Annotated in this window: 24 protein-coding genes; 11 read left to right on the plus strand and 13 right to left on the minus strand. The window is 61.3% G+C overall.

The features are described from left to right. Positions 1-35: 35 nt before the first annotated feature. Positions 36-776 (minus strand): hypothetical protein, encoded by a 741-nt coding sequence (locus EAY64_RS15225; protein ID WP_103525595.1) that lies wholly within the window; start codon positions 774-776, stop codon positions 36-38. Positions 777-1,150: 374 nt separating this feature from the next. On the opposite strand from EAY64_RS15225, the gene EAY64_RS15230 reads away from it, so the two are divergent. The 4 genes from EAY64_RS15230 (at position 1,151) to EAY64_RS15245 (ending at position 5,569) form a co-directional block, all read left to right on the plus strand. Next, on the plus strand, positions 1,151-2,434 hold the full coding sequence (locus EAY64_RS15230; protein ID WP_226034133.1) for a flavin-containing monooxygenase: 1,284 nt from the start codon (positions 1,151-1,153) through the stop codon (positions 2,432-2,434). Between the two features lie 72 nt (positions 2,435-2,506). Next, the gene (locus EAY64_RS15235) at positions 2,507-2,929 is read left to right on the plus strand and encodes a RidA family protein (RefSeq protein ID WP_103525597.1); all 423 of its coding nucleotides are present in this window, start codon (positions 2,507-2,509) and stop codon (positions 2,927-2,929) included. Then, positions 2,926-3,603 (plus strand): DUF1028 domain-containing protein, encoded by a 678-nt coding sequence (locus EAY64_RS15240; protein WP_103525598.1) that lies wholly within the window; start codon positions 2,926-2,928, stop codon positions 3,601-3,603. Before EAY64_RS15235 ends, EAY64_RS15240 begins: the two co-directional genes overlap by 4 nt. A gap of 694 nt (positions 3,604-4,297) precedes the next feature. Further along, a complete protein-coding gene (locus EAY64_RS15245) occupies positions 4,298-5,569 on the plus strand; it encodes a RidA family protein (protein ID WP_103525599.1) in 1,272 nt (423 codons plus the stop codon). Positions 5,570-5,723: 154 nt separating this feature from the next. Here the strand turns inward: EAY64_RS15245 and EAY64_RS15250 are convergent, their stop codons facing one another. Genes EAY64_RS15250 through EAY64_RS15260 form a run of 3 tightly spaced genes read right to left on the minus strand, consistent with a single transcriptional unit; the run spans position 5,724 to position 9,917 of the window. Beyond that, on the minus strand, positions 5,724-7,262 hold the full coding sequence (locus tag EAY64_RS15250) for a DHA2 family efflux MFS transporter permease subunit (RefSeq protein ID WP_103525600.1): 1,539 nt from the start codon (positions 7,260-7,262) through the stop codon (positions 5,724-5,726). Positions 7,263-7,265: 3 nt separating this feature from the next. After that, entirely contained in the window at positions 7,266-8,429 is a 1,164-nt protein-coding gene (locus EAY64_RS15255) for an HlyD family secretion protein (RefSeq protein ID WP_199106200.1), read from the minus strand. 48 nt (positions 8,430-8,477) lie between these two features. Then, on the minus strand, positions 8,478-9,917 hold the full coding sequence (locus EAY64_RS15260) for an efflux transporter outer membrane subunit (protein WP_103525601.1): 1,440 nt from the start codon (positions 9,915-9,917) through the stop codon (positions 8,478-8,480). 103 nt (positions 9,918-10,020) lie between these two features. Here EAY64_RS15260 and EAY64_RS15265 point away from each other — a divergent pair, with 103 nt between their 5' ends. Next, a complete protein-coding gene (locus tag EAY64_RS15265) occupies positions 10,021-10,620 on the plus strand; it encodes a TetR/AcrR family transcriptional regulator (RefSeq protein ID WP_103525602.1) in 600 nt (199 codons plus the stop codon). A 92-nt stretch (positions 10,621-10,712) separates the two neighbouring features. Beyond that, complete coding sequence (locus tag EAY64_RS15270; protein ID WP_103525603.1) at positions 10,713-11,273, plus strand: hypothetical protein; 561 nt, start codon at positions 10,713-10,715, stop codon at positions 11,271-11,273. Positions 11,274-11,458: 185 nt separating this feature from the next. Here the strand turns inward: EAY64_RS15270 and EAY64_RS15275 are convergent, their stop codons facing one another. Continuing rightward, the gene (locus EAY64_RS15275; protein ID WP_103525604.1) at positions 11,459-12,106 is read right to left on the minus strand and encodes a GntR family transcriptional regulator; all 648 of its coding nucleotides are present in this window, start codon (positions 12,104-12,106) and stop codon (positions 11,459-11,461) included. Between the two features lie 227 nt (positions 12,107-12,333). Here EAY64_RS15275 and EAY64_RS15280 point away from each other — a divergent pair, with 227 nt between their 5' ends. After that, positions 12,334-13,671, plus strand: coding sequence for a glutamine synthetase family protein (locus tag EAY64_RS15280; protein WP_103525605.1), 1,338 nt, complete (start codon positions 12,334-12,336; stop codon positions 13,669-13,671). Positions 13,672-13,718: 47 nt separating this feature from the next. Then, positions 13,719-15,077, plus strand: coding sequence for an aspartate aminotransferase family protein (locus tag EAY64_RS15285; protein WP_103525606.1), 1,359 nt, complete (start codon positions 13,719-13,721; stop codon positions 15,075-15,077). Between the two features lie 115 nt (positions 15,078-15,192). Here the strand turns inward: EAY64_RS15285 and EAY64_RS15290 are convergent, their stop codons facing one another. Further along, the gene (locus EAY64_RS15290) at positions 15,193-15,774 is read right to left on the minus strand and encodes a flavin reductase family protein (RefSeq protein WP_103525607.1); all 582 of its coding nucleotides are present in this window, start codon (positions 15,772-15,774) and stop codon (positions 15,193-15,195) included. A gap of 121 nt (positions 15,775-15,895) precedes the next feature. On the opposite strand from EAY64_RS15290, the gene EAY64_RS15295 reads away from it, so the two are divergent. Together EAY64_RS15295 and EAY64_RS15300 are read left to right on the plus strand one after the other, a co-directional pair. Further along, complete coding sequence (locus EAY64_RS15295; RefSeq protein WP_059286691.1) at positions 15,896-16,099, plus strand: hypothetical protein; 204 nt, start codon at positions 15,896-15,898, stop codon at positions 16,097-16,099. 5 nt (positions 16,100-16,104) lie between these two features. Continuing rightward, the gene (locus EAY64_RS15300; RefSeq protein ID WP_103525608.1) at positions 16,105-16,710 is read left to right on the plus strand and encodes a 3'-5' exonuclease; all 606 of its coding nucleotides are present in this window, start codon (positions 16,105-16,107) and stop codon (positions 16,708-16,710) included. 138 nt (positions 16,711-16,848) lie between these two features. Here EAY64_RS15300 and EAY64_RS15305 read toward each other — a convergent pair whose 3' ends face one another. The 6 genes from EAY64_RS15305 to EAY64_RS15330 all read right to left on the minus strand — a co-directional run bounded on the left by EAY64_RS15305 (position 16,849) and on the right by EAY64_RS15330 (position 25,433). Then, positions 16,849-18,030: a GGDEF domain-containing protein gene (locus EAY64_RS15305; RefSeq protein ID WP_103525609.1), complete on the minus strand. Its 1,182-nt coding sequence runs from the start codon at positions 18,028-18,030 to the stop codon at positions 16,849-16,851. Positions 18,031-18,135: 105 nt separating this feature from the next. After that, on the minus strand, positions 18,136-19,704 hold the full coding sequence (locus EAY64_RS15310) for an HD domain-containing phosphohydrolase (protein ID WP_103525610.1): 1,569 nt from the start codon (positions 19,702-19,704) through the stop codon (positions 18,136-18,138). A 2-nt stretch (positions 19,705-19,706) separates the two neighbouring features. After that, complete coding sequence (locus EAY64_RS15315; protein ID WP_103525611.1) at positions 19,707-21,194, minus strand: HD domain-containing phosphohydrolase; 1,488 nt, start codon at positions 21,192-21,194, stop codon at positions 19,707-19,709. Further along, positions 21,191-22,345 carry an FIST signal transduction protein gene (locus EAY64_RS15320; protein ID WP_103525612.1) on the minus strand — a complete coding sequence of 385 codons (1,155 nt, stop codon included), beginning with the start codon at positions 22,343-22,345 and terminating at the stop codon, positions 21,191-21,193. The genes EAY64_RS15315 and EAY64_RS15320 overlap by 4 nt, the downstream gene beginning before the upstream one ends. Before the next feature lie 119 nt (positions 22,346-22,464). After that, complete coding sequence (locus EAY64_RS15325; RefSeq protein ID WP_103525613.1) at positions 22,465-23,037, minus strand: antibiotic biosynthesis monooxygenase; 573 nt, start codon at positions 23,035-23,037, stop codon at positions 22,465-22,467. Positions 23,038-23,171: 134 nt separating this feature from the next. Next, positions 23,172-25,433: a heavy metal translocating P-type ATPase gene (locus EAY64_RS15330; RefSeq protein WP_103525614.1), complete on the minus strand. Its 2,262-nt coding sequence runs from the start codon at positions 25,431-25,433 to the stop codon at positions 23,172-23,174. A 79-nt stretch (positions 25,434-25,512) separates the two neighbouring features. Between EAY64_RS15330 and cadR the strand changes: the two genes are divergently transcribed. Beyond that, on the plus strand, positions 25,513-25,944 hold the full coding sequence (gene cadR, locus EAY64_RS15335; protein ID WP_103525615.1) for a Cd(II)/Pb(II)-responsive transcriptional regulator: 432 nt from the start codon (positions 25,513-25,515) through the stop codon (positions 25,942-25,944). Between the two features lie 28 nt (positions 25,945-25,972). On the opposite strand, the gene EAY64_RS15340 is transcribed toward cadR, so the two are convergent. Next, the coding region (locus EAY64_RS15340; protein WP_305000380.1) for a methyl-accepting chemotaxis protein at positions 25,973-26,401 on the minus strand (429 nt) is incomplete at its 5' end.

Below are 26,401 nucleotides of genomic sequence, written 5' to 3' on the forward strand. Positions count from 1 at the left end.
GCCCCAGGGACGCTACGCTATTTTGTTAGCCGCTCTTACTGGTTTATTTCAATATCCAGTGTCTGCATGGCCTGGCTGAAGCCCAGCACATGCTGTGCCGGCAGCTCTATGCCTGCACCCTTGTACTGCGTCACCACCGACGCCGACGGCTTGTTGTTGTAGCTGCGCATGCCATACACGGTGTTGCTGTGTGTGCTGCCAACGAATAGCCGCAGCGGAGCATGCAGCCGTATTGCCTCTTCCACGGCGGTCGCTGGCAGCTCGACATACTGCTTCCAGCTGCAGTAGCCGTCACCCGGCGTGACCCGGCACTGGAAATCCTGTAGCGACAGGCTGCGCGAGTAGGCGCTCAGCAGCAGCATGCGCCGCCTTCCGGCAGCATCCTGCCACCATATATGCAGTTGATCGGCATCCTGCTGCTGTACCTGGGCCAGCGGCTGATTGCGTGCTGCCAGCGGCGTGACCGCCAGGTAGTTGCCGCTGGCATTGATGTCCAGCGCCAGTCTGTAGACATATTCCCCGCTGGCGCTGTGATTGCTGGCCAGCAAGCTGGCCCTGGCGCTGAGCGTGCCTTTGAAGCGGGCATCGCCGGCGCGCTGTTCTGCGCCAAAGCTGCGTTCGGCGCGGTATGTCACGATTTTGCTGCAATCCGGACAATCCGCATGCCCGGATTCCTTGCGGATGGGGCCGGCCGGACCATCCGGCAAGGCCGGGGCGTGGCTGGCGCAGGCGCTGAGCAGCGTGCCCAGCAGGAGTGAAATGACAGTCTTGTTCATGGCTTGCCTTGGCTAGGGCCGGTTAACGCATTTTTTCACGGCGAGGGCCTGCAGCATGCTGGCAGGCCCGGCGCATTTCAGATGGCTGCAATGCGCAGCGCGACTTTACCGTGACTGGCTGTCAATGCCATCCGCAATACCACTGTCTTAATGAAAATTTACATGCCGCGCCGGCATCGGCAGGGTGCTCTGGCTGGCTATTTACATCAATTAAAATTATCCAATAAAGACAATATATATATTTTCCGTATCCAAAGCCTTTCCCTAGACTGCAGTGGTCAGGCCGGCGTGCCACCCGTGCCGCCCGGCATCCCCGCTCTGGCCTTGTCGTGCCGGCTTGCGGGGCATACACAGGGGAGGAGACAACGATGGTGATGGAAAAGACAGACACACTGGTCATCGGTGCTGGCCAGGCCGGCATCGCCCTGAGCGAACACCTGAGCCAGCTGGACGTGCCGCATCTGGTGCTGGAACGCCAGCGCATTGCCGAGCGCTGGCGCTCCGAGCGCTGGGACTCGCTGGTGTGCAATGGCCCGGCCTGGCATGACCGCTTTCCCGGACTGGCTATCGCCGATGTGGCAGCGGATGCCTTTGCGGCAAAAGAGCAGGTGGCTGATTATCTGGAAGCCTATGCCCGTCATTTCAAGGCACCCATCCGTACCGGGGTGGAAGTAACGCGGGTAACGCGCAATAGCGGCCGTCCTGGCTTTACCGTGGAAACCAGCGCCGGCCTGATCGAAGCGCAACGCGTGGTGGCAGCTACCGGCCCTTTCCAGCGGCCGCTGATTCCGGCCATCCTGCCCGAGCAGCCTGGCATTACCCAGCTGCATTCCGCGGCCTATCGCAATCCGCAGCAGCTGCCGGCAGGTGCGGTGCTGGTGGTGGGGGCGGGTTCCTCCGGGGTGCAGATCGCTGATGAGCTGCACCGTGCCTGCAAGAAAGTCTACCTGTCGGTCGGCCCGCATGATCGCCCGCCACGCAGCTATCGCCAGCGCGACTTTTGCTGGTGGCTGGGGGTGCTGGGCCAATGGGATGCGCAGAAAGTCCAGCCGGGGCGCGAGCATGTCACCATTGCCGTCAGTGGTGCGCGCGGTGGCCATACCGTGGATTTCCGCCGGCTGGCCGAGCAGGGCATTACCCTGCTCGGCATGACCCGAGACTACGCTCAGGGCGTGATGCGCTTCCAGCCGGATCTGGCTGCCAATATCGCAGCCGGCGATGCCAATTACCTGGCGCTGCTGGATGCCGCCGATGCCTATATCGAGCGTAACGGGCTGGACCTGCCGCCCGAGCCGCAAGCACGTCTGATCGGGCCGGATCCGGCCTGTGTCAGTCATCCGGTGCTCGAGCTTGATCTGGCCGCTGCTGGCATCACCACCGTTATCTGGGCTACTGGTTTTGCCGTCGATTACAGCTGGCTGCAGGTCGATACCTTCGATGACAAGGGCAAGCCGGTGCATCAGCGCGGTATTTCCGCCGAGCCTGGCGTGTACTTTCTTGGCCTGCCCTGGTTGTCACGTCGGGGGTCCAGCTTTATCTGGGGTGTCTGGCACGATGCCAAATTCATTGCCGACCATATCTCCACCCAGCGCAAATATCAGGCTTATCACGCGCCGGAGCCGGTGGCGCCGGCCAGTACCGCCACTGCGCCGGCCTGAAACAACAGCCCGGCCAATCAGACACATCCGGGCTGTTCGCTCAGCCCGCCATCCACTGCAATGAGGTGAAATATGGTTCACAAGCGCATTCGTCCCTTCAATACCAAAGAAACCTATCCGGAACAAAAGCTCGACAATGATCTGTGTCAGGCGGTGGTGGCCGGCAATATCGTCTTCCTGCGCGGGCAGATCGGCCAGGATCTGGACACGCGCGAATCGGTGGGCATCGGCGATGTTGCGGTACAAACCGAAAAAGCCATGGCCAATGTGAAAATGCTGCTGGAGGAGTCGGGCAGCTGCCTGGATCACGTGTGCAAGATCGTCATCTATCTGGTGGACACCCGCTATCGCGAGACGGTGTACCAGGTCGTGGGCAAGTGGCTGAAAGGGGTGTATCCGGTGTCTACCGGGCTGGTGATTTCGGCGCTGGCGCGGCCGGAATGGCTGGTGGAAATCGACATCACCGCCGTCATTCCCGAGGGCTATCAGCCATGACCTTCTCCATCGCGGCACGCTGCCCGGAAACCGGCATGCTGGGGGTGGCGGTGGCCTCGTCCAGCATTGCCGTCGCCAGCCGCTGCTGCCACCTGCAGGCCGGAGTGGGGGCGGTGATGAGTCAGAACGTGACCAATCCGCTGCTGGGGCCGCTGGCGCTGCAAGCCATGGCCAGCGGAGTGCGTGGCGCTGCCTTGCTGCAGCAGTTGGCACAGGCCGATCCTCACCTGCAATGGCGGCAGCTGTTGCTGTTGCCGGCCAGCGGCGAGGCGCTCACCTTTAGCGGCGAGCATGCGCTGGGTATCCACGCTACCGCCAGCGGCACCGATTGCCTTGCCGGTGGCAACATCCTGCATAGTGCCTCCGTGCCGCAGCAGATGGTGGCTGCCTTTGCCGCCAGCTCCGGTCATCTGGCCGATCGCCTGCTGGCCGCCATGCAGGCTGCCGTGGCGGCGGGTGGGGAAGCCGGCCCCATTCATGCTGCCGGTCTCAAACTGGTGGCAAGCCAGGCATGGCCGGTGATCGACCTGCGCATTGACTGGAGTGATGGTGAACCCATCGCCGAATTAAGCCAGTTATGGCAGCGCTATCGTCCACAAATGCAGGACTACATCACCCGGGCTGAACACCCGCAGCAGGCGCCTGGCTTTGCCGTGCCGGGCGTGGCGGCGTAGCAAAGCGTCGTGGCGTCGTGCAGCTGTGCAGGCCTGGGCCGGGCAGCCCGGGCCTGCCGCCGCTGGCGCATCTTGTTGAGTGCATGCCTTCAGCGGTGGTCGTGGCCGTTTCTGCTTATGCAGGGCAACTTGAATGTAAGTCTGCGGCATCCTCAGCACAGTTGCGGTGACTGATGCCGCTGCAAAGACCATGCAGATTGGCTCAATCTGGCTATTTAATCAGTAAATAAACAGATTTGACCGACTTCTCCAATTCGGCAGCATGGGCGTATCAGTTCGATAAATTGTTTCTGGCAGATTAATCCGCTGTTTTGGCCAGTTTTATCAGGAAAATTCCGCATTCAGGCTTGTTTGATCAGCCCTGTCACCGTGGCAGTAAAAAAGCCACATCATCGAAAATATAGTGAAGTCATATCTTGTACGCAGAGCATGCGGGCCATTTGCTGCCAGAGTGGTGTACAGGGGAATGGTCGTTTTATTGACCTGGATCAAGCTCAACCGTGTTGACTAAAAATTAGCAGTTCATTATATTACCGTTTCATTATCTATGCGAGTTTTCGCTTCCGGGTCATGCAACTGTTGTTGGCTTAAACAAATGGTGCTTATCCGGAATGAAGCCGTAGCCATGGCAGATGAGAAATCGGCAAATGTTTGCTACGGAATACCCTAAATCAAGTAAAAGGTGAGCATTATCATGAGTGGATATAACGCAGTTCTGGCAAGAAATACGACAAATGCTCCTGAGAATATGGGTCCTTATTCGCAGACAGCCGCTTTCTCTCATTACAATAATCTGTCGGCGCAATTGCCGATTGATCCGGTATCCGGCCAATTGGTGGCTGGCGGCGTAAAAGAGCAGGCCGAGCAATCCTTTAAAAACATCAAGGCCATTGTCGAAAGCATCGACCATATTATGGATGATGTGGTCAGAATCACCATCTTCCTCAAGGATATTGCCGATATTGACGCGGTAAATCAGGTCTATGCCAGCTTCTTCCCGGCTTATCGTCCGGCGCTGACCACGGTAGCGGTAGCCGCATTGCCGCTGGGTGCGCTGGTGCAAGTGGAAGCGCTGGTTTCCAATGGCGAAGGTACCATCCCGAATGCACCGCAAGCCGGTGATCTGGTGAAGATCGCCAGAAATATCGAAAAGGCACCGCTTAGCCCCTTGTCGACCCAGACCGTGGCTTTTTCTCACTACAACAATATTTCGGCGCAATTGCCGCTTGATCCGCTATCCGGTCAATTGGTAGCGGGTGGGGTGAAAGAACAAACCGCGCAATGCCTGAAAAACGTCAAGGCAATTCTGGAAGGGATTGATGTGCCTTTTGACGATATCGTCAAGGTTAATGTCTTTCTGAAAAACCTGGCGGATATCGATGCCGTCAATGAAGTTTATACGACCTTCTTCCCGGATTCGGCCATTGCCCGCGCTGTAGCTTATTTCCCGGCCCGTACGGTGATTGCTGCCGCCGCATTGCCGATGAATGCGCTGGTGCAAATCGAAGTGGTGGTATCGCATGGCGATGGCACGCCGCCGCAAGCCGTTGAAGACCGCCACGGCATTGTCATCAAGGCAAATAACACCCCGGCAGCTCCGCAAGACCGTCTGTCCACCCAGACCGTGGCTTTCTCGCATTACAACCATCTGTCTGCCCAGCTGCCGCTGGATGCTGCCAGTGGTGCGCTGGTGGCCGGTGGCGTCAAGGAACAGGCTGCCCAGTGCCTGAAGAATATCAAGGCGATTGTCGAAAGCATCAACCACCAGCTGGCTGACGTGGTCAAAGTGAATATCTTCCTCAAGAATATCGAAGATATCGCGGCTATCGACGAGGTTTACGCCACCTTCTTCCCGACTGGCACGCCGGCTCGCCGCATTGTTGCTGTAGCAGCATTGCCGGGTAATGCGCTGCTGCAAATCGATGCAGTGGTATCGCATGCGGAAGGTACTGCTCCGCAAGCCTAAGCCCTACTTGCCGGAACGGGCGAAAACGCTTTGTTCCAGTCAAAAAGAAAGCCGGGTATTTACCCGGCTTTCTTTTTTTGTGTGCAGATAAGCTGTGCCCTATGGCGTGGCGGCCAGAACGCTGGGGTCATGGCTGCCACGCAGGATGATGGTGTCAGTGCGCCTGGCTGGTATCGGCCACCCGCGTCGGGCGTGGGGCCAGCCAGATGGCGCAGGCGGCCACGACAAAGGATAGACCGGTCAGCCAGAAGATCTGGTTGGTGGCCAGCATGATGCTTTGCGATTGCAGCATCTGGCCTAGCTGGGCGGTGGCGGCATCGATGCTCAAGCCGCTGTCACGCAGCGTGCGCAAGGTGCTGCCGGTACTGTCCAGGCTGCCGACCAGATCAGCATGGTTATAGCTGGCCTTGTCATCCCAGGCGGTGGTCACCAACGAGGTGGCAAATGCGCCGGACAAGGTGCGCATAAAGCTCATCAGCCCGGCGGCGGCAGCCATTTCCTGTGGCTCGACGCTGGCCATGGCCAGGCCGGTCAGCGGCACGAAGAAGAAGGGCATGCCCACACCCTGGAACAGCAGCGGCAACGCCACTTGCCAGAAACCCATGTCGGTGGTGGAGAAGCTGCGGTACAGCGTGACGCCGCCCAGCCACATCACCCCCATGAACACCAGCGGACGCGGATCGACCCGGGTGGACAGCTGCGCCACCAGCGGTGCCACCAGCACGGCCAGAATGCCGCTCATGGCCGTGGCATGGCCGGCTTCGGTGGCGGTGTAGCCCATATAGCTTTGCAGCCATTGCGGGGTCAGTACCGTGGCGCCGAAGAAGGAACCGAAAGCCAGCGAGATGGTAAGTACGCTGGCCCAGTAGCCACGGTGGCGGAATACCCGCAGGTTTACCACCGGGTTTCGTTCGGTCATTTCCCAGATCAGGAAGGCGGCAAAGCCGACCGCTGCCGTTACCGCCAGCGCGATGATCTCGACCGAGTTGAACCAGTCCAGGTTCTTACCTTCGTCCAGCATGATTTGCAGGGCGGCCACCCACACCACCAGCAGGCCCAGCCCGACGGCATCGACGCGGATTTTCTCGCGCAGGCTTTCCTGGCTTTTCAGCAACTGCCAGCCGGCATAGCCGCACAGCATGGTAATGGGGACGTTGATCCAGAAGATCCACGGCCAGCTTACCTGGTCGCATAGCACCCCACCCAGAATCGGCCCCATGATGGGCGCAATCAGCGTGGTCATGCTCCACAAACCAATGGCTGCGCCGGTTTTTTCCTTGGGGAAAATCCGCAGCAGCAGGGTTTGCGACATCGGCATCAGCGGGCCGCCGGCCAGGCCTTGCAGCACGCGGAACAGCACCAGCGTCTCCAGCGAACCGGCCATGCCGCACAGCAGGGAAAACAGGCCGAACAACACCATGGAGCCGATGAACAGCCGCACCGTCCCCAGCCGCGCGGCCAGCCAGCCGGTCAGCGGTACGGTGATGGCTTCGGCCACGGCATAGGACGTAATGACATAAGTACCCTGGCTGGAAGAAATCGCCAGGCCGCCGGCAATATTGGGCACCGATACGTTGGCAATGGTGGTGTCCAGCACAGCGACGAAGTTGGCGGCGGCCAGTACCAGAGCGGCCAGCCACAGCGTATTACCCTGCAGCGGCTGCGGGGCGGTGGAGGATGGGCTGCTGGACATGACTTACTCGCTATGGCCGGTGCTGGCGGTGTCGATAGTGACTTCCATGGACAGGCCCACTTGCAGTGGATGGGCGCGCAGTTCGGCCGGGTCCAGTGCTACCCGTACCGGCAGGCGCTGTACCACCTTGATCCAGTTGCCGGTGGCGTTTTGCGCCGGGATGGTGGCAAATGCGGCACCCGAGCCGCCGGACAGGCCGGCCACCTTGCCGTGGTAAGTGATGCGGCTGCCGTAGAGGTCGGCAGTCAGGGTGGCCGGCTGGCCGATGCGTACCTTGTCCAGCTGTACTTCCTTGAAGTTGGCGTCCACATGCACCTGCTGCAGCGGCACCACCGACATCAGCTGGGTGCCGGACTGCACGCGCTGGCCGGTTTGCACCTGGCGCTTGGCCACCACGCCATCCACCGGGGCGCGGATCACGGTACGCGCCAGGTCGAGGCGGGCCTGGTCACGCTTGGCGCGGGCGAGGGCCACTTCGGGGTTGTTGTCCACCGTGGTGTTGACGGTGAGCGTCTGGTTGGCCTTGAGTGAACCCTGTGCGGCGCGGGCATTGGCTTCGGCCTGTTTGGCGGCGGCTTCGGCGGCGGCCAGGCTGGCGCTGGCGGTGCTGAACACGTTTTGTGCATTGCTCAGTTCCTCGCCGGATACCGAGCCGCTCTTGGCCAGTGCCTGGCGGCGCTTCAGATCCAGCTCGGCGCGTTGCAGGTCGGCGCGGGCAGAAGCCAGTTGTGCATTGCTGCGGGCCTGGTCGGCAATACGCGCCTGGATCTGCGCCTGCAGGCCTTCATCGCTGGCCAGATAGCCTTGTACGCGGCGTTCGGCACGGGCCAGCTCGGCCTCGGCCTGGGCCAGGTTCAGCTTGGCATCGCTGTCGTCCAGACGGGCGAGAATATCGCCACGCTTGACGGCCTGGGTATCCACCGCCAGTACTTCGCGCACGGTGCCGCTGACTTCCGGGGTGACCTGGGCGATTTCGGCTGCAACATAGGCATTGTCGGTGCTGACATGGTGCGAGGCCACCAGTACCCAGTAGCTGCCGGCTGCCAGTGCGCCAAGGGCGACGGCGCTGCCGAGCAGGATGAACAGTTTCTTGCGTTTGGCCAGGCGCAGCTGGTCGCTGGCTTGCGGGGCTGCACTGGCGGGAAGGGTTTGGCTGATTTCACTCATGATGGTTCTCTAGTATGCGGTTTGTCTGTGTGTGCCGGGCGGGTGGGATCAGGCTTGCTGATAGCCGCCGCCCAGTGCCTTGATCAGGCTGACGTCAAGCAATAGCTGGCGGGTTTCCAGGCTGGCCGCGCTGCGGCGGCAGCTGATGACGGTATCTTCGGCATTCAGCACGTCCAGGTAGCTGGCCAGGCCGCCCTGGTAGCGGTTCTGCATGACCTGGTAGGACTGCTCGGCGGTTTTCAGTGCCAGGCGGCGTTGCTCCAGCTGCGGAGCCAGTTCCTTTTCTTGCGCCATTACGTCGGCGACATCGTGCAGGGCCTGGGTCAGGGTCTGGTTGTAGCTGGCGACGGCGGCATCGTATTCGGCACGTGCCACGCGGTAATTACCCTGTAGCGCACCGCCACGGAAGATGGGCAATGAAATGGCCGGGCCGATGCCGCCGACATCCGAGCCGCTCTTGCCCAGCAGGCTCAGGCCCAGCGACTGCACGCCCAGATAGGCCGACAGATTGACATTGGGGTAGAACGCCGCGTGCGCTACATCGATGCGGCGGGCTGCGGCTTCGGCGCGCAGGCGGGCGGCTGCCAGGTCGGGCCGGCGGCCCAGCAAGTCGGCCTGCAAGGTGGCGGGCAAGCCCTGGGCGTGCAGCAGGCTGGCTTGTGGTCGTGCAATCGCCAGTCCGCGATCCGGGCCGGCGCCCATCAGGGCGGCGATGCTATAGCGTTGCTGGGCAATGGCCTGACGCGCAGCGCTGAGGTCGGCACTGGCACCGGCGGCGCGTGACTCGGCCTGGCGCAGGCTGCCCAGGGTTTCCAGGCCATTGTCGTAGCGCTGCTGCAGCAGTTCGACGCTGTGGCGGCGTACGGCCAGAGCTTGCTCGGCGGCATCCTGTTCGGCAAACAGGCGGGCCAGTTCGGCATAGCCGGCGGCAATCGAGCTGGTCAGGGTCAGCCGGCTTTGTGCGGCTTCAGCCTCGGCTGCGGCCAGATCCGAGCTGGCGGCGGCCACGGCGGCGCGGTTCTTGCCCCAGAAATCGAACTCATAGCTGAAGTTCAACTCTACGCTGGCGGAGTTGTTGTAGCCGTGCGGTACATAGGCGGCCGGCATGCCGTTGTTATAGCTTTGTTTGAGCTTGGTGACCGAGCTGTCCAGGCTGGCGCTGGGCAGTAGGCTGGCACCGGCCTGTTCGGCCTGGCCTGCTGCATTGGCCAGGCGGGCCTGGGCTGCGGCGAGGTCGGGTGCATTACGCAGTGCTTCCTGCATGATGGCATTGAGCTGGCTGTCGTTATAATCCTGCCACCAGTTGCTGCTGGCCCATTGGGCTGCGCTGGTCGGCAGGCTTTGCTGGCTGGCCAGTTCGGCGGTGGTTTTGCTACGGGCGGCCGGGCCCAGTTCTGGTACGCTGGCGCAGCCGGTCAGCAACAGGCTGCCCAGCAGCGAAAGTTGCAGCAATGAGTGCCGGCGGCGCATGCTTGATGTGGTGTCCATAATATTGCCAAGGTCTTTAACTGTACGGTACGGTACTGTTATAATCCAGCCAATTATTGTCGTCAAGAAAAACTGTACAGTTTGGTACTGTTTCGGAGTGTGAATGCGTACAAAAAGCGAAGAACGTCGTCAGCACATGGTGGCGACGGCGGCGGAAGTGTTCTTGCAGCGTGGCTACGAGGCTACGTCGATGGCGGAAATCTGCAGCCGGGTAGGTGGCTCCAAGGCCACGCTGTATGGTTATTTCAAGTCAAAAGAAGAGCTGTTTTTAAGTGTGATGAAGATGCTGGCCGAGGAGCGCATGTCGCATGCCTATGCGCGACTGGTGCCTGGTGGAGACATTGCGGCGTCCTTGCAGGCTTTTGCCGAAAACTACCTGCAGGTCATTCTGGGGCCGGATCTGATGGCCATGCGCGGCATCATTGTTGGCGAGTTGGTCCGTGCCGGTGCGGCGCAGCAGTTTTATGATGCCGGCCCGCGTCAGGGGTGGAACAAGGTGGCGGCCTATCTGGAAGCGGAAATGGCGGCCGGACGGCTGCGTCAGGCGGATGGCTGGGTGGCTGCCATGCATTTGCTGTCCTTGATACAGGCTGAGTATCAGCAGACCTTCCTGATTGGCGTGGTGAGCGAGGATGACCTGACCCTGCTGCAAGAGCGGGTGGCGCGGGGGGTGGAGGTGTTCATGGCCTGGTACGGAGTGTAGTGTTTTCCTGCCATTGCCATGCAGACAAGCGCGCCAGGGTCCTGCTGCTGCGCACTCGTTGCTGCCAATGTCGCAAGCACTGCAAGCAAGGAATGATGATGAAGACTGTTGGCTTGTTGATGGTATTGCTTTCAGGCGCGGCGCTGGCCCAGCCCATTTTTGCAACCTATACGGAAGAGCAAACCACCGGCTGGTCAGCCGTGTCGCAGACCGTGGCCGGCATGATCGTCCGTTCCGATGCGGATTTGAAAGCGCAGGCCGACGAGGAGATGGCAGAAAAAAACCTCAGGGCCGGCGACTATCGGCAGTTCTTCGTCAGCCGCAAGCTCCCTTTGTCCGCTGGTCGCAAGGCCTTTCTTTTTGTTCGGCCCAAGTCTTCGCCATACTTCCGGACCTTCTATGGTGCCCATATCTTCTGCCACTGGATTGTGGATGACCGGAACAACATGCTCTACGCCGGCAGCTCGGATGCATTCCAGGTGCTGGGCAGCAGTCGCAATGGCATGAAAGACATCCAGGAGGCGCAATGCCATGGTGGGAAATGCTACTTGGTGAAGCTTTCTTTCAAGGCTGGAAAATACCAAGAGACCTCATGCGCCACGCAAGATATCGATAGTGGCAAAGTCAGCCAAGGCTGTGAGCCTGACAAGTAGCGTGATGGGCCCGGATTGTTCAGCGCAGCGGCAGTGAGTTTGTACGTGGTCGGGTCCGTGCACTTGTGCTGGCGTTGTTGCTGAAAGCAAAAAAAGCACCGTTTCCCATGCGTGGGGCGGTGCTTTTTTATTAAGTGCGCAGCATAAAGGCCGGTGCGCAGTTTTTCATGCGGCCAGCATGCTGTTCAGTTGCACAGGGTTTTCAGATACTGACCGGCGTTGAAGAGGTCGCGCTCGATGGCGCGGCGCACGGCGGAGGGGTCCTGGCGTTGCAGGGCGCGCATCATGTCTTCATGGCAGTCGTTCATGATGCTCCACACGTGCGGGTCCTGGTGCAGCTGGTTGGAGATGGGGCCGACGTGCAGCCAGACGCTTTCGATCAGGGCCAGTAGCATGGCCGAGCCGGAGGCGCGGTACAGGGTGATGTGGAACTCTTCGTTGGCTGTCAGGTAGCCTTTGACGTCGTGCTCCTTGATAGCCTGCTCCATGGTGACGGTCAGTTGTTCCAGCAGCTTGAAATCGGCACTGCTCAGATTGCGTGCGCCTTTTTCGGCCGCTTCACCCTCCAGCAACATGCGGGTTTGCAGAATGTCGTCGAACTGGGTGCGGGTCAGCTGCGGCACGGTCACGCCGCAATTGGGAATATTCGCCAGGGCCTTTTCCGCTACCAGTCGCTGCAAGGCAGTACGAACCGGCATTTCACCGACCTGCATGTCCTGCGCCAGCTGTTTGATCTTGAGTCGTTCGCCGGGTAGCCAGCGGCCGAGTGACAGCCATTGGCGCAGCGTGGTGTAGGTTTCGTCCTGCAGGGTGGAGGAGGCTGGAGTCTTCATCGTTGGCGGGTCGGTCAGTATTGGAGTTTGTCACAAGGATACCATAGCAGTGGCAGCGCTGTGATGCTTCGCTTTATTTTGATAATTTGATCAAATGTTGACATTGAAATTTTTACTTACTATGATCTGTTTCAGCTTTAATTCCGGTATTTACATTTAATTTCTTTCGGGTTGGTGCGGTATTGGAATGTAAGCTTTTTTGCACTTATGATCATAAAGGAGAAATCATGCATGAACATTTGCACAGCTTCATTCGTGAACACAATATCCACGAGGTGGAATGCGTCATTCCCGACATGACCGGCGTGGCGCGCGGCAAGATCGTGCCGCGCGATCTGTTTCTGGCAGAAGCCAGCATGAAGATGTCGCGGGCGGTGCTGACCATCACCGTCAATGGTGAATTTGCCGAATTCGAACGCTTTGTCGGGGCCAACGATCCGGACATGGTGTGCGTGCCGGACCCGTCGTCCATTCGCCTGGTGCCGTGGGCCATCGAACCGGTGGCGGTGGTGATCCACGATTGCGAGGATTTTGATGGCCAGCCGATCGGCATTTCACCGCGCGCGGTGTTGCGGCGTGTACTCAAGCTGTATGCCGAGCGTGGCTGGCGGCCGGTAGTGGCGCCGGAGATGGAGTTCTACCTGATCCGCCAGAACAGCAATCCGCACGAACCCCTGCGTCCGCCCACCGGCCGCGCCGGGCGCTCGGAAGTGGGGCGGCAGTCCTTCTCCATTGATGCCGTCAACGATTTCGATCCCTTCTTTCAGGAGCTGTCCACCTTCTGTCAGCAGGCCAAGCTCAATGTAGAAACGCTGATTCACGAGGTAGGTGCCTGCCAGATGGAGATCAACTTTGCCCATGGTGATGCCATGGAGCTGGCTGATCAGGTGTTTCTGTTCAAGCGCGCCGTGCGCGAAACCGCCTATCGGCACAATATCTTCGCCACCTTCATGGCCAAGCCGATGGAGGGCGAGCCGGGCAGTGCCATGCATATCCACCAGAGCATTGTCGACAGCAGCAGCGGCGAAAACATCTTTTCGGCAGCAGATGGCACGGCCACGCCGCTGTTTTTCCAGCACATTGCCGGCATGCAGAAATACCTGCCGCTGGTGATGCCCATGCTGGCACCGTATGTGAATTCCTATCGCCGGCTCAGCCGCCACGCAGCCGCCCCCATCAATGTGCGCTGGGGCTATGACAACCGTACCTGCGGCATCCGCATTCCACCGTCCGGCCCCAGTGCGCGCAGGCTGGAAAACCGCGTGCCGGGGGTGGATGTGAACCCCTATCTGGCGATGGCGGCCACCCTGGCTTGCGGTTATCTGGGCATGGTGCAGCAACTGCAAGCCAGCGAGCCGATGAGCGACAGTGCCTATGATCTGGATTTCGAGCTGCCACGCAGCCTGGAAGATGCCGTGGCGCTGATGCAGGACTGTCCCGAATTGTCGGAAATTCTGGGAGAACAGTTTGTACAGGCCTTCTGCGCGGTGAAGGAAAAGGAATTCGAAACCTTCAATCGCGGCATCACCGCCTGGGAACGCGAACACCTGCAACTGCACGTATGACATGATGGCGGGCTGCTGTCCGCACAGAAAAGATCTAGGAGAGATGGATGACTACACGACACGGCATCAACTGGGACAAGGCCCTGCAACTGCACGCGCAGGAGCGCGAGCGCTTTATCGCGGCACGGCCGCAATCGCGGCAGCTGTCGGGGCAGGCCGGGCAGCATCTGCTGTTTGGCGTGCCGTTGCACTGGATGGACGATTGGTCCACCCCCTTTACCCTGTATGTAAAGCAGGCGCAGGGTGCCAGCTTTGAGGATGTGGACGGCAATCAGTATGTCGATTTCTGTCTGGGTGATACCGGAGCCATGTTTGGCCATGGCCCGGCGCCGGTGGCCAGGGCCGTGGCCGAGCAAGCTGCGCGTGGTATCACCACCATGTTGCCGTCAGCAGATGCGGTCTGGGTGGCCAGCGAGCTGGCACGCCGCTTTGGCTTGCCCTACTGGCAGTTTGCCATGACCGCTACCGATGCCAACCGCTTTGCCCTGCGCTGGGCGCGGGCTGCCACTGGCCGCCAGCAATTGCTGGTATTCAATGGCTGCTATCACGGCACCATCGACGATGTATTTGTCGACCTGGTGGATGGCCAGCCGGTGCAGCGGGCCAGCCTGCTGGGGCAGGTATACGACCTGACGCAATACACCCGCGTGGTGGAGTTCAATGATCTGGCCGCGCTGGAAGCGGTGCTGCAGGACGGGCAGGTAGCCTGCCTGCTGGCCGAGCCGGCCATGACCAATATCGGCATGGTGCTGCCGGAACCAGGCTTCTGGGAAGCGGCGCAGGCGCTGTGCCGCCGCTACGGCACGCTGTTGATCATGGACGAGACTCACACCATCAGCACCGGCATGGGTGGCTATAGCCGCGCTCACGGCCTGGCACCGGACATGATGGTGCTGGGCAAGCCGATGGGTGGCGGCGTGCCGTGCGCGGTTTATGGTTTTTCGGCGGAAATGGCCGAGCGGGCGCAACAGGCCAAGCGCGAGGCGGTGCCGGGGCATAGCGGCATCGGCACCACGCTGACCGCCAATATGCTGGCGATGGCCGCGATGCGCGCCAATCTGGCCGAGGTGATGACCGAACAGGCGTATGCCCACATGTTTGCCCTGGCCGGCCAGCTGGCCGAGGGGCTGCGTGCCGTCATCGCCCGCCATCAGCTGCCGTGGTGTGTCACCCAGGTGGGGGCGCGTACCGAGTTCCAGTTCACCGCCACCCCGCCGCGCAATGGCAGCGAGGCGGATGCCATTCTGGACAGCGATATGGAACACATCATCCATCTCTATCTGCTCAATCGCGGTCTGCTGATCACACCTTTCCACAATATGTTGCTGGTGTGCCCGCAGACCACGATGGCGGATGTCGAGCGTTTGGTGGAAGCGTTCGACAGCTTTGTGCAGCAGGTCATTTAGCGTTACTGACAAAATACCTGCCGCAGCGTAGCGCCGCCTTGCCCCAGGGGCGCTGCGCCATCTGGTCTGCAGTGCTTGAATCACCAGAAACAGGCCGCCGTTACCGCGGCCTGTTTCAATCTGCGGTCTGGTCGGCCGTTACGCTGAACTGCTCGCCAATGCTGAAAAAACTGCCACCGGCAATATAGTGCAGGCTGCGCTTGTCATCATGACCGTCAAACTGCCAATGGCCATCGTGCCATACCGCCGGGTCGGCCCTGGCGAATACAACTTCGCCGATGAACAGATCATATTGCTGCTGATTGTGCGGCTCGCTGATGATGCGACATTCCAGATAGGCAATGCAGCCGGCCACATGCGGCGCGGCTACCTTGTCGCCCGCCACGGCCTCCAGGCCGCAGGTCGCAAACTTGTCCACTTCCTTGCCGCTGATGCTGCCCGCCTTGAGTACCTGCTCCGCCTGTGCCCGGCAGGGGACATTCAGCACGAATTCGCCAGAGGCTTCCATCAGTTCGCGGGTATGGGTGGCCTTGTCGATCACCACCAGCACCTTGGCTGGGGAGAAGTCCAGCGGCATGGCCCAGGCGGCAGCCATGACATTGTGCTGATTGCCATGCGCGCTGGATACCAGCACGGTGGGGCCGTGATTCAGCAGGCGATAGCATTTGGCCAGATCGACATCAACGAGAGTGCTCATGAGGATTTTCCGTAAGGTGGTGTTGGCGGATTCTAGCAATATCCAGCACGTGCCAGCCAGAACCTTGCCGATGGCGTGTACAATGCCGCCTCAGTTTTTACTTTTCATTGAGAGATCAACCATGTCCAAACGCAAAGACGACGAGCTGGATCCGGAAACCGCAGCCCTGTTGCAGTGGTGCGCCGAAGTGGAAGCCCTGTTCGTGGCTGCCGGTGCCAAGCCGGACGAAGCACAGCAGCAGATTGAAGAAAATGCCGAGTGGTTTACCGACATGTTCTTTGATGGCCTGAGTCCGGAAGAGGCCGCCAAGGCCGCACTGAACTAAGCCCCATGTCAGCCTGTTTTGCCGTACTCGACTTTGAAACCAGTGGCCTGTCGCCCGCCATGGGCAGCCGTGCCACCGAGGTGGCCGTGGTGCTGTGGCAGGATGGCCGCGAGCTGGACAGCTATCAAAGCCTGATGAATGCCGGGGTGCGCGTACCGCCCGACATCGAGCGCTTGACCGGCATCAGCAATGCCATGCTGCGCTCGGCACCGCCGGCGTCGCGGGTGATGGCCGAAGTGGCCGACTTTGTTGGTGACATCCCGCTGGTGGCGCACAACGCCGCCTTCGACCGCAAGTTCTGGGATCACGAGCTGGCCTTGCTTGGTCGGCAGCGGCAGCAGGATTTTGCCTGCACCCTGCTACTGGCGCGCCGGCTGCTGCCGCAGGCGCCGGACCACAAGCTGGGCACGCTCAACCGCTGGGCCGGCTTGCCCGATGCCGGCCGTGCCCACCGGGCTCTGGCTGATGCCCGCATGGCGGCGCATCTGCTGCAATACCTGCTGGATACCGCTGCCCGCCAGCATCAGCGACCTGGCCTGGCGCATGCCGAGCTGTGCCGCTTGCAAAAAGTGGCGGCGGCCAAGGTTGGCGAATTTTTGTTGAAAGCTTAGATCCGCTGCGCAAACCAGCCCGGCTGGCGTTGCGCCTGCTGGCCGTACTGCTGCTGCGCCGGCGCTGGTGCGTAGCCGATAGGGCGCTACCCCATCTGTGCGCTGCTGCTGGTTGGTCAGCGCCTGTTCATGGCCGATTCAGGCTGTCATTCCGGCAATAATCGCTCGGTTGCGCCCCTGGTTCTTGGCTTGGTATAGCTGGCGGTCCGCCTGCTCCAGCCACTGCTCCAGTGGCAACTGCGCGGTTGCGGTGTTGAGGTTGAGTGCAACCCCACCAATGCTGATGGTGATCTGCAGGGTGTGCTGCGGTGCCACGGCAAACTGCAGCGTGCTTATGCTGCTGCGCAGTCGTTCCGCCAGCCTGCCGGCCTGTTCCGTGTCGGCGTTTTGCAGCAACAGGCAGAATTCTTCCCCGCCATAGCGGCAGAGCAGGTCATCGCGACGTGCCAGCCCGCGCAAATGTTCGCCTAGCTGGCGCAGTACCCTATCTCCTGCCAAGTGGCCGTAACGGTCATTGATCTGCTTGAAGTGATCAATATCGAAAATCAGCAATGAGCCTTGCTGACCTTGCTGCAGCCGCTGGCGGCATTGCTGCAGAAAGCTGCGGCGATTGGGCAGGCCGGTCAGGCTGTCTATGTCCGCCAGCGTTTGCAGGTCACGGGTACCGTTTTCAAACTCCCAGAAAATCAGTGTCAGCGCCAAGCCAAACAGGCAGACCGCAGTGACATTCATCAGCAGGGTCTGGCGGTGGCTGTCGTCTGCTTGCGGGAAGGGGCTGTCGATGGACCAGGCCAATAGCAGACGCAGCAGGCTACAGGCCGCTCCCAGCATGGCCAGATAAATGCAGATGCTCTGGGAGAGCGGCCTGGAGCTGCTGGGCTGCCGGGCCGCCAGCCAGGACATCATGCCGAACAGGCAGATGTAATAAGGCAGGATGCACAGCATGCGATAGTTGTAGTGGGTGGTCAGCGTGGGAAACAGGGTGAGCAGCAGGATGGAGCCCAGCCATAACAGGCTGAGCAAGCGCTGCTTGCGACGATGGCGCTGTTGTAATTGGTGAAAGTACAGCATGGCCAGGAAGCTGCAGTAGAGGCTGGCTTCAAAGCAAAAATTGGTGAGGACGAAGACCAGGTGTTCCGGTAGCTGGTTGCGCGCGATGATGACCAGCGCCCCGGCAATCATGCAGACATTGGCGAAACCTGCCAGCAGTGAGGTTTTGCTCCTTTTCTGCCGGTGCAATAAAGCGGACAAAATGCTGGAAAAGGTAAAAAAAATGCACAGGGTCGCGATGGACTCTACGTATTCACCACTGACTTGCATGGTGTCAGCCTTTTGATTTTATTGATTTCGCATGAAATTATATTGCTGCAGCCGGCATGATACGCATATGGCAAGTCAATTGGAATGAAAAATTGTCCATGCCATTCAGTCGTCGCTTTGCAGCGACAGCAAGTGCGGGGTGAAGGCGCCCAGTTCCAGCACGCGGATGCAGGCGTCGACTGCTTCCGGGTCCAGTTGCACACCGCGCATCAGCCGGATCTGGGCGATGGCCTGCTCGATGCCGAGGGCAGCGCGGTAGGGGCGGTCGGATGACATGGATTCGACAATATCGGCCACGGTGAGAATGCGCGCTTCCAGCAGGATGGCGTCGCCACGCAAACCCAGCGGATAACCCGAGCCATCCATGAATTCGTGATGCTGGCGGATGATGTCGGCGATGGGCCAGGGAAAGTCGATGTTTTTCAGGATGTTATACGCTACGTCGGGGTGGCGCTTGACCAGGGCGAACTCCACCGGATGCAGCCGGCTTGGCTTGCTGAGGATTTCCGCCGGCACCTCGATCTTGCCCAGGTCGTGCACCACGCCGCTCAGATACAGCCCGCGCAGCCGTTCGTCTGACAAACCCATTTCCTGTCCGATCAGCACGGCCAGTTCGGCGACATGCTTCTGGTGGCCGGCGGTATAGGGATCGCGCTGCTCCAGCACAGAGGCAATGGCGGCCAGTGCGTTTTCCAGCGCCTTCTCCAGCACCTGGGCCTGGCTGGCCTGCTCCTGCAAAGACTGCTGGTAGGCCACCTGGGTACGTCGCGACTGGATGCCAAACTGCACATTGCGGGTCAGTTCTTCGAACACCTGCACTTCCACCGGGCCAAACGATTGTGCCTCGCCGGCATATACCGCCAGCGCGCCGATCAGGTCCGGGCCGGCCACCAGCGGGATGGCGACGATGGCTTGCAGGCCGAACTGGCGCACCCCCGCTTGCCAGGGCTGGAACTGCGGCTGTTGCTGCAGTTCGCCCAGGCTGACCGTGCTGCCCTGGCGGATGCAGTGGCCGATTGGCCCCTGACCGGTAGCTTCGTGCTCGTCCCAGCTGACTTGCAGCTGTTCGGCATAGCCACGGGCGCTGCCGGCGCAGGCCAGTACTTGCAACTGTTTTTGCTGTACATCGCAGATGCCGCAGATCAGTGCCAGCTGATAGCGCTGGTCGGCCACGATCGCCTCGCATACCGCCTGCAGCAACTCGCTTTCATCCCTTGCCTGCACCAGCGCCTGATTGGTACGGCTATTGGCCTGTACCGCCCATGACTGGCGGCGCATTTCGTCGATGTCACGCAGCCGCTGGCTGATGTCGCGGATGATCACCGTCAAGCCGATGCACTGGCCAGCCGCATCGAAAATCGGCGATTTGCTGGTTTCCAGCCAGCCGGGGTTGCCAGCAAACATGCCCGGCTCCTGCACGGTGATGCTCTCGCCGTTGCGGATGACGCGCTGGTCGTCGGCCTGGTAGCGGGCAGCCAGCTGGGGCGGGAAAAAATCGAAATCGGTTTTGCCGCTGATGGCATCGACCGCAAGACCCAGATCATCGGCAAAGCGCTGGTTGCAGGCGATGAAGGTCGATGTGTGGTCCTTGATGACGACGCGATCGGGAAGCTGGCTGATCAGTGCCTGCAGCGTGCAGGCACTCAGCGGCGTGTGTGCGGTGGGGATGGACATGGTCAGTTTTTTCTTTTGCTGTCCGGTAGCTGGTAGCCCTGCTCGAGAAACAGGCTGAGGCAGGCATCGACCACGGCCGGGTCGTAGATACTGCCACGGTGCTGTTGCAATTGCGCGATGGCCTGCTCCATGCCCAACTGGCGGCGGAAGGGACGATGCGACAGCATGGCCTCCATGCTGTCGGCCACATGGATGATGCGCGCCTCCAGCAGGATGTCGTTGCCGGCGAGTCCGCGTGGGTAGCCGCTGCCGTCCATGTTTTCATGGTGCTGCCAGGCGATGTCGGCAATCGGCCAGGGAAAATGGATGTCCTTGAGGATTTCATGGCCGGCTTCGGCATGCATTTTCACCAGCTCGAATTCTTCATGATTGAGGCGGCGCGGCCGGGTGAGGATTTCCGAGGGAATCTGGATCTGGCCGATATCGTGCACCATGGCCGCCAGCCCCAGTCCTTCCAGCTGTTCGGCACCCAGCTGTAGCTGGCGACCGATGGCCACGGCCAGGTCGCTGACCCGCACTTCGTGGCCGGCCGTGCTCAGGTCGCGGTGCACCATGGCCGAAGACAGGGCGCTGATGGCCTGGATCAGCGACTGGCGCAGTGATTCTTCTGCCTGCTTGCGGGCGCTGATGTCGATGAAGGCGCCGATGATGCCGCCAATCTGGTTGTCATCGTCGTAGAACAGGTCCTTGGCGTAGACCACATCCATCAGCTTGCCTTGCTGGCTGCGTATCACGTATTCGAACAATTGCGGCTGGCGGGTGGTGATCAGCTCGCTGTCTTTCTGGGCGAACATGGCGGCCAGTTCAGCCGGCCAGACTTCTGCCGGCAGCTTGCCGATGATGTCCTCGGCCTGCATGCCCACGGTGCGACTGAAGGCCGGGTTGCAGCCCAGATAGCGTCCGCTTGCATCCTTGTAGAACACGGCGATGGGAATGGCGTTGAGCAGGGCCTGGTTGAAGCGTAGCGCACGGTTGAGCGCGGCCTTGGCCTGATTGCGTTCGCGCTGCATGGTTTCTGCCAGTTGTTCACTGTCCTGGCACAGCTTGATGGCGCGTGACAGATTGGCCAGCACTGGCGGAAACACGTGATCCAGTGGCAGTTGCTGCAGCAGTGGCACCGGGGCCAGCAGCAGGATGGTGTGCTGGGAGTCCAGTGGCAGGCGCAGGCCACAGTGGTAGCGCGGCTGGCCGGTAAAGACTTGCAGCAGTGCCTGGGGGAGGTCGGAACGGATGGTGCGGCCCAGCAGGCCTGGCGGCAGGGCGATGTTTTCACCTTGTTGCTGCTGCAGCAGGTGGTCGCCGATCACCTTCAGCAAGCGGCCATGGTCGGCATCCAGCCCCTGCGGGTGGCTGAGCACCAGCCCGGTGGGGCAGCCGGTATGGTAGAGCAGGCGTTGTACCACCTTGGTGAGCAGGGCATCGACAGTCACCTCGCGCCCGATGGTGAGCGACAGGTCGTATAGCACGGCCAGCAACTGGTCCTTGTTCATGCCGACCGCCACAGGCTGCACAGGATGCTGGCATTGTGAAACAGCGGATAGCCCCACTCCTGCAGGCTGGCGATTTCGCCCAGGGTCAGCGCACCCACCAGCGGCGCCGCCGCGCTGCTGGCTTGCAAGTGGCTGATCTCCTGTAGCGCTGCCGGCCCGAAATGCATGCTGCGACCGGCACAGTAAAAGCCCAGCAGCGGCTGCTGGCTGATATCTCCATGGCGCTGGCGCAAGTCGGCCACAATGCTGTCCACGCACTCAGTCCCTGGTTCCGACGGGGCCTGCAGCATGATCAGCAAGGCATTTTCCGGTACTTCGCCCACGCAGAACACCGAACCGTCGTCTTCCAGTGCTACCGGCACGCGGATCAGCACCTGCTGGTTGGCCAGCACCACGCCCAGCGGAAAGTGCACGCCGAAGGAGTAGAAGTTTTCCCGGGTCAGTTCGGCACCAAACTGTTCTTTCACCATCTGCCGGTAACTGTCGAAAGCCGGCCGCCAGTCGATCTGGAAGATGCGGTTGCCGGCGGTGGCGGTGGCGCAGGTGGTTTGTTGTGGTGCGGCATAGCCATGGGCAATTGCCGGGTTGGCGGAGGAGGGCAGCAGCAGGCACAGCACGCCGTGGCCAATGGTGCGGTGCTGGTCGAACAGGCAGGGCATGGGCTGGAAGCTCTCGCTGCCGGCATTCACCCCGCCGTAGTACACCTGATCGGCCAGCAGCAGGTAGAGCTCGTCCAGAATGGAGGCAATGTCCGGCAGCATGGCGTCGAACAGCATGAACAGCGTGGGCTTGCCCTGTGCCGCCGGCCACTGCTGCAGCATGGGCAGTACCTGGTCGGCCATTTGCCGGGCGGCAGTGGCTGCACCACGGTCAGGGTGGATGCCGAGCAGGGCCGCATTGGCCGGTGAGGCATGTGGCAGCAGCCAGGCACCGCCGGGCAGAAAGCCCTGACTGTCCAGCAGGCGCGGAAAAACGCCACCGGCCAGCGCAATGCCCAGGTGCAGGCAGCAGGTTTGCAGCAGGGGCAGCTGCTGTTGATCGGATTCTGCTACCAGCGCCAGCAATTGCTGGCCGGGATGGCTGGATTGCCATTGACGTAATTGCATTTCCAGCTGTCCGCTATCCAGCGGGCTGTGCCAGGGGGCGTTCATCGGCGGGGCTTTCGATCAGTAAGCTACTCTTGCGAGCGATAGCCTTATCATAAACGAGGTCATCGCTGATTCCGACCGTTTTACACAATAAAGCATGAGAAAAACCGGCCGGTGCAAGCTTATGCTGCTGTCGTTCCGTGTTCCCCGGCGAGTGAGGGTGCGTGCTGGCGCTTGGCTTGCAGCCAGTTGCGCAGCAGGCGGCTGCACAGCGGGATGAAGCAGAACACCATGGCTGGTGTCAGCAGCAGCGTGCTGCACAGTACGCGCAGCACCAGTGGCAGGGCGGCCAGCTGCTCGCCCAGCAGCAGGTTGAAACTGAGTGAAACCGGGAAAAAGGCTAGCCAGATCATCACCGCCTGCTTCCAGCGCGGCGGTGCTTGCAGGCCGAACCAGCTGTCCAGTCCGCTGGCGCAATGCACCTGACTATGGCGGATCAGCCCGGCACCCTCTTGCAGCCATTGCTGGCGGGCGGGGCTGGCGGCCCAGGCGTCCAGGCTGGACTGGCTGGCAAAACGAAACAGGATCTGCCAGCTGTCGTCGCCGGGCGGTGGCGACAGCAGCCCCGAACCGAGGTAGCCAGCAGCCTGGCTGGCAAGGGCTTCGCCGTGGCGGATCCACTGGTGAAATTCGGCATGGCGTGCCGGGTCGATGCGGCGGGTGATCAGCAAGGTAAGCGGGGTGTCGGCTGTCATGTCAGGCTCCTGCGGGCAAGCCGTACCGCATCGGGGTGGGAGCGGACGGCACGCTTCCGGGGTGGTGGAAGCGTTTCTGTCACGGTTAAAGCAAGCAATATGCCTGCCGTGACACAGCCGCCCGCCGTACAGCCTTATTTGCGCAGCAAACGCAGGCCGTTGCCCACTACCAGCAGGCTGGCGCCGACATCAGCGAACACCGCCATCCACATGCTGCCCATGCCCAGCAGGGTCAGCAGCAGGAAAACCGCCTTGATGCCCAGTGCCAGGGCGATGTTTTGCACCAGAATGGCGTGGGTGGTGCGTGACAGGCGCACAAAAGCCGGGATCTTGGCCAGATCGTCATCCATCAGGGCCACGTCGGCGGTTTCGATGGCCGTGTCCGAGCCCATGGCGCCCATGGCAAAGCCGATATCGGCACGGGCCAGTGCCGGGGCATCGTTGATGCCATCCCCCACCATGCCGACCAGGCCCTGGCCAGCAAGGGCGGCTATCGCATCGGCCTTGTCCTGTGGCAGCTGATTGCCACGCGCCTCATCGATGCCGGCCTGGCTGGCAATGGCAGTAGCGGTGGCCTGATTGTCGCCACTGAGCATGAGGGTTTTCACCCCCAGCTGGTGCAGTTCGGCAATGGCCGCCGAGCTGCCGGGCTTGATGGTGTCGGCCACGGCAAACAGGGCCAGCGCGCCGCTGTCATCCAGCAGGACCACCACGCTTTTGCCCTGCGCCTCCAGTGCCGCCAATTGTGTGGCCAGCGCGGGCGGGCAGTGGCCGCTCTCCTGCAGCAGCCGTTGGTTGCCCAGCAGGTAGTCACGCCCGGCGATATTGCCCTGGATGCCACGGCCGGGCAGGGCGCGGAATTGGTTCACCGGCAATGGCGCCAGCGCCTGCTGCGCGGCGGCCCGGCTCAGTGCTTGCGAGACCGGGTGGTCGGAACGGCCGGCCAGGCTGGCAGCCAGCTGCTGGTAATCGCCAGGCTTGGCTTCGCCCAGTGCAACAAAGTCGGTCTGTTCCGGTTTGCCGTGGGTGATGGTGCCGGTCTTGTCCAGCGCCAGCCAGCGCAAATGCCGGCCCTGTTCCAGCCAGACGCCACCCTTGATCAGGATGCCGCGCCGGGCGGCGGCAGCCAGGCCGCTGACGATGGTGACCGGGGTGGAAATGACCAGGGCGCAGGGGCAGGCGATGACCAGCAGCACCAGCGCCTTGTACAGCCAGTCATGCCAGCTGCCGCCAGCCAGCAACGGCGGCAGCAGCGCAACAGCCAACGCCAGCAGGAAGACTGCCGGGGTGTAGTAGCGGGCGAAGTTGTCGACAAAGCGCTGGGTGGGCGCGCGTGCGCCCTGTGCCTGTTCTACGGCATGGATGATGCGCGCCAGCATGGTGTCGTTGGCGGCGGCCGTGACCCGGTATTCAAACGAGCCGCTGGCATTCAGCGTGCCGGCGTATACGCTGTCGCCCACGTTTTTTTCCACCGGCAGGCTTTCGCCGGTCATGGCCGACTGATTGACGCTGGAGCTGCCGGCAAGCAGTACACCATCCAGTGCGATGCGCTCGCCCGGGGCCACCCGCACGGTGCCGCCGATGGTGATGTCTGCCAGCGCCATGTTCTGCCAGCTGCCGTCCGCCTGCTGCACCATGGCCTGCGGCGGTGTCAGTTGCAACAGGCTGCCGATGGCATTGCGGGCGCGCTCCAGCGAGTGGGCCTCGATGCGCTCGGCCAGGGTAAACAGCACCATCACCATGGCGGCTTCCGGCCATTGACCCAGCAACAGCGCACCGGTAACGGCGATACTCATCAGCGCATTGATGTTGAGGGTGCGGTTGCGCAGGGCAATCCAGCCCTTTTGGTAGGTGCTCAGGCCGCAGCTGAGAATGGCCGCCAGCGCCAGCAAACCAGCCAGCCAGCCGGGCAGGGCCAGCCAGCTGCATACTTCGGCCGCGGCTGCTGCCACGCCGGCCAGGGCCAGTGGCCACCAGGCGGCGGGTGCTGGCTGGGCTGCCCGGGCGGCTGGTGTGTCGCCGGTTTGCGGTTCAAAACCGAGGCTGCGCAGGGCGGCCAGAATACCTGGCAATACGGCTGGCTGGTGACTGACCGTCAATACCCGCTGCATCAGGTTGAATTCCATGTCCTGCACGCCGGGCATATGGCTCAGTTTGTTGCGGATCAGCGCTTCTTCGGTGGGGCAGTCCATTTGCAGGATGCGGATAGGGGTGCGCAGCAGTTCGCCCGTGGCTTGTGCGGCAGGCAGCGCGGCCAGGGTGCTGGCCGCGGCACCGCTGCAGCCACAGCTGTGCTGGTGGGCATGTTGTTCGGCATGGCCATGATCGTGTTCATGGTCATGGCTGTGTTCATGTGCATGTTCGTCGTGCTGATGAGGGGGGTGGTGGTGTTTCATGCTGGTCTCCGCTGCGACATTGGCTTACAGTAAACACCTTGTAGCAACTACAAGGTCAAGCCTTGGCTGGGAGGGTGGAATGAAAATCGGCGATCTGGCTCGTCACGCGGCTTGCACCACGGAGACGGTGCGTTTCTACGAAAAGGAAGGGCTGCTGCCGGCGGCTGACCGTGCCGCCAATAATTACCGCAGCTATGGTGCGCGCCATCTGGAGCGGCTGCGCTTTGTGCGCAATTGCCGCGCCCTGGACATGACCCACGAGGAAATCCACCAGCTGCTGGCGCTGATGGAAACGGCAGGGGCGGATTGTGGTGGAGTAAACGAATTGCTGGATGCGCACATCCAGCATGTGGACCAGCGTATTGCCGAGCTGCTGCAGCTCAAGCAAGAGCTGGATGCCCTGCGCCAGCGCTGTCAGCAACAGCAGGGCGTGGACGAATGCGGCATCCTGCAGGGACTGGCGGAAATGGAAGCCAGCGCCCGGCCGGAACGCCACACCCATCTGGGCTGAGTGGCGGGCCGGCGGGTACTTTACTGTCTCATACCTGATACTGCGCCACGGTTTGCAGAATGCTTCTGGCCTGGTGATGCAGATCGCGTGCGGCATCGGCGGAACTGCTGGCCGCCGACGAGTTCTCCTCGGCCATCTGGGCAATCTGTTCCACCCGTTGGGCAATGGTGGTGCTGGTGCTGGTCTGTTCGGAAATGCTGTTGGAAATATCGTGTACCAGCCCCATGGCCTGATGGGTATTGGTCTGAATCTGGCCAATGGCGCTATTGGCCTCGCGCGCGCCGTCTGCTTCGCGATTGGCCCGCTCCACCACGGTTTCCATACTGCTGACCGCGTCCTGCGTGCCCTGCTGCATCTTGCTGATGACCGAGGAAATTTCAGTGGTGGATTTGGCCGTGCGTTCAGCCAGCTTGCGCACCTCGTCGGCCACCACGGCAAAGCCGCGGCCCATTTCACC

Source organism: Aquitalea palustris (assembly GCF_003693445.1).
Classification (GTDB): Bacteria; Pseudomonadota; Gammaproteobacteria; order Burkholderiales; family Chromobacteriaceae; genus Aquitalea; species Aquitalea palustris.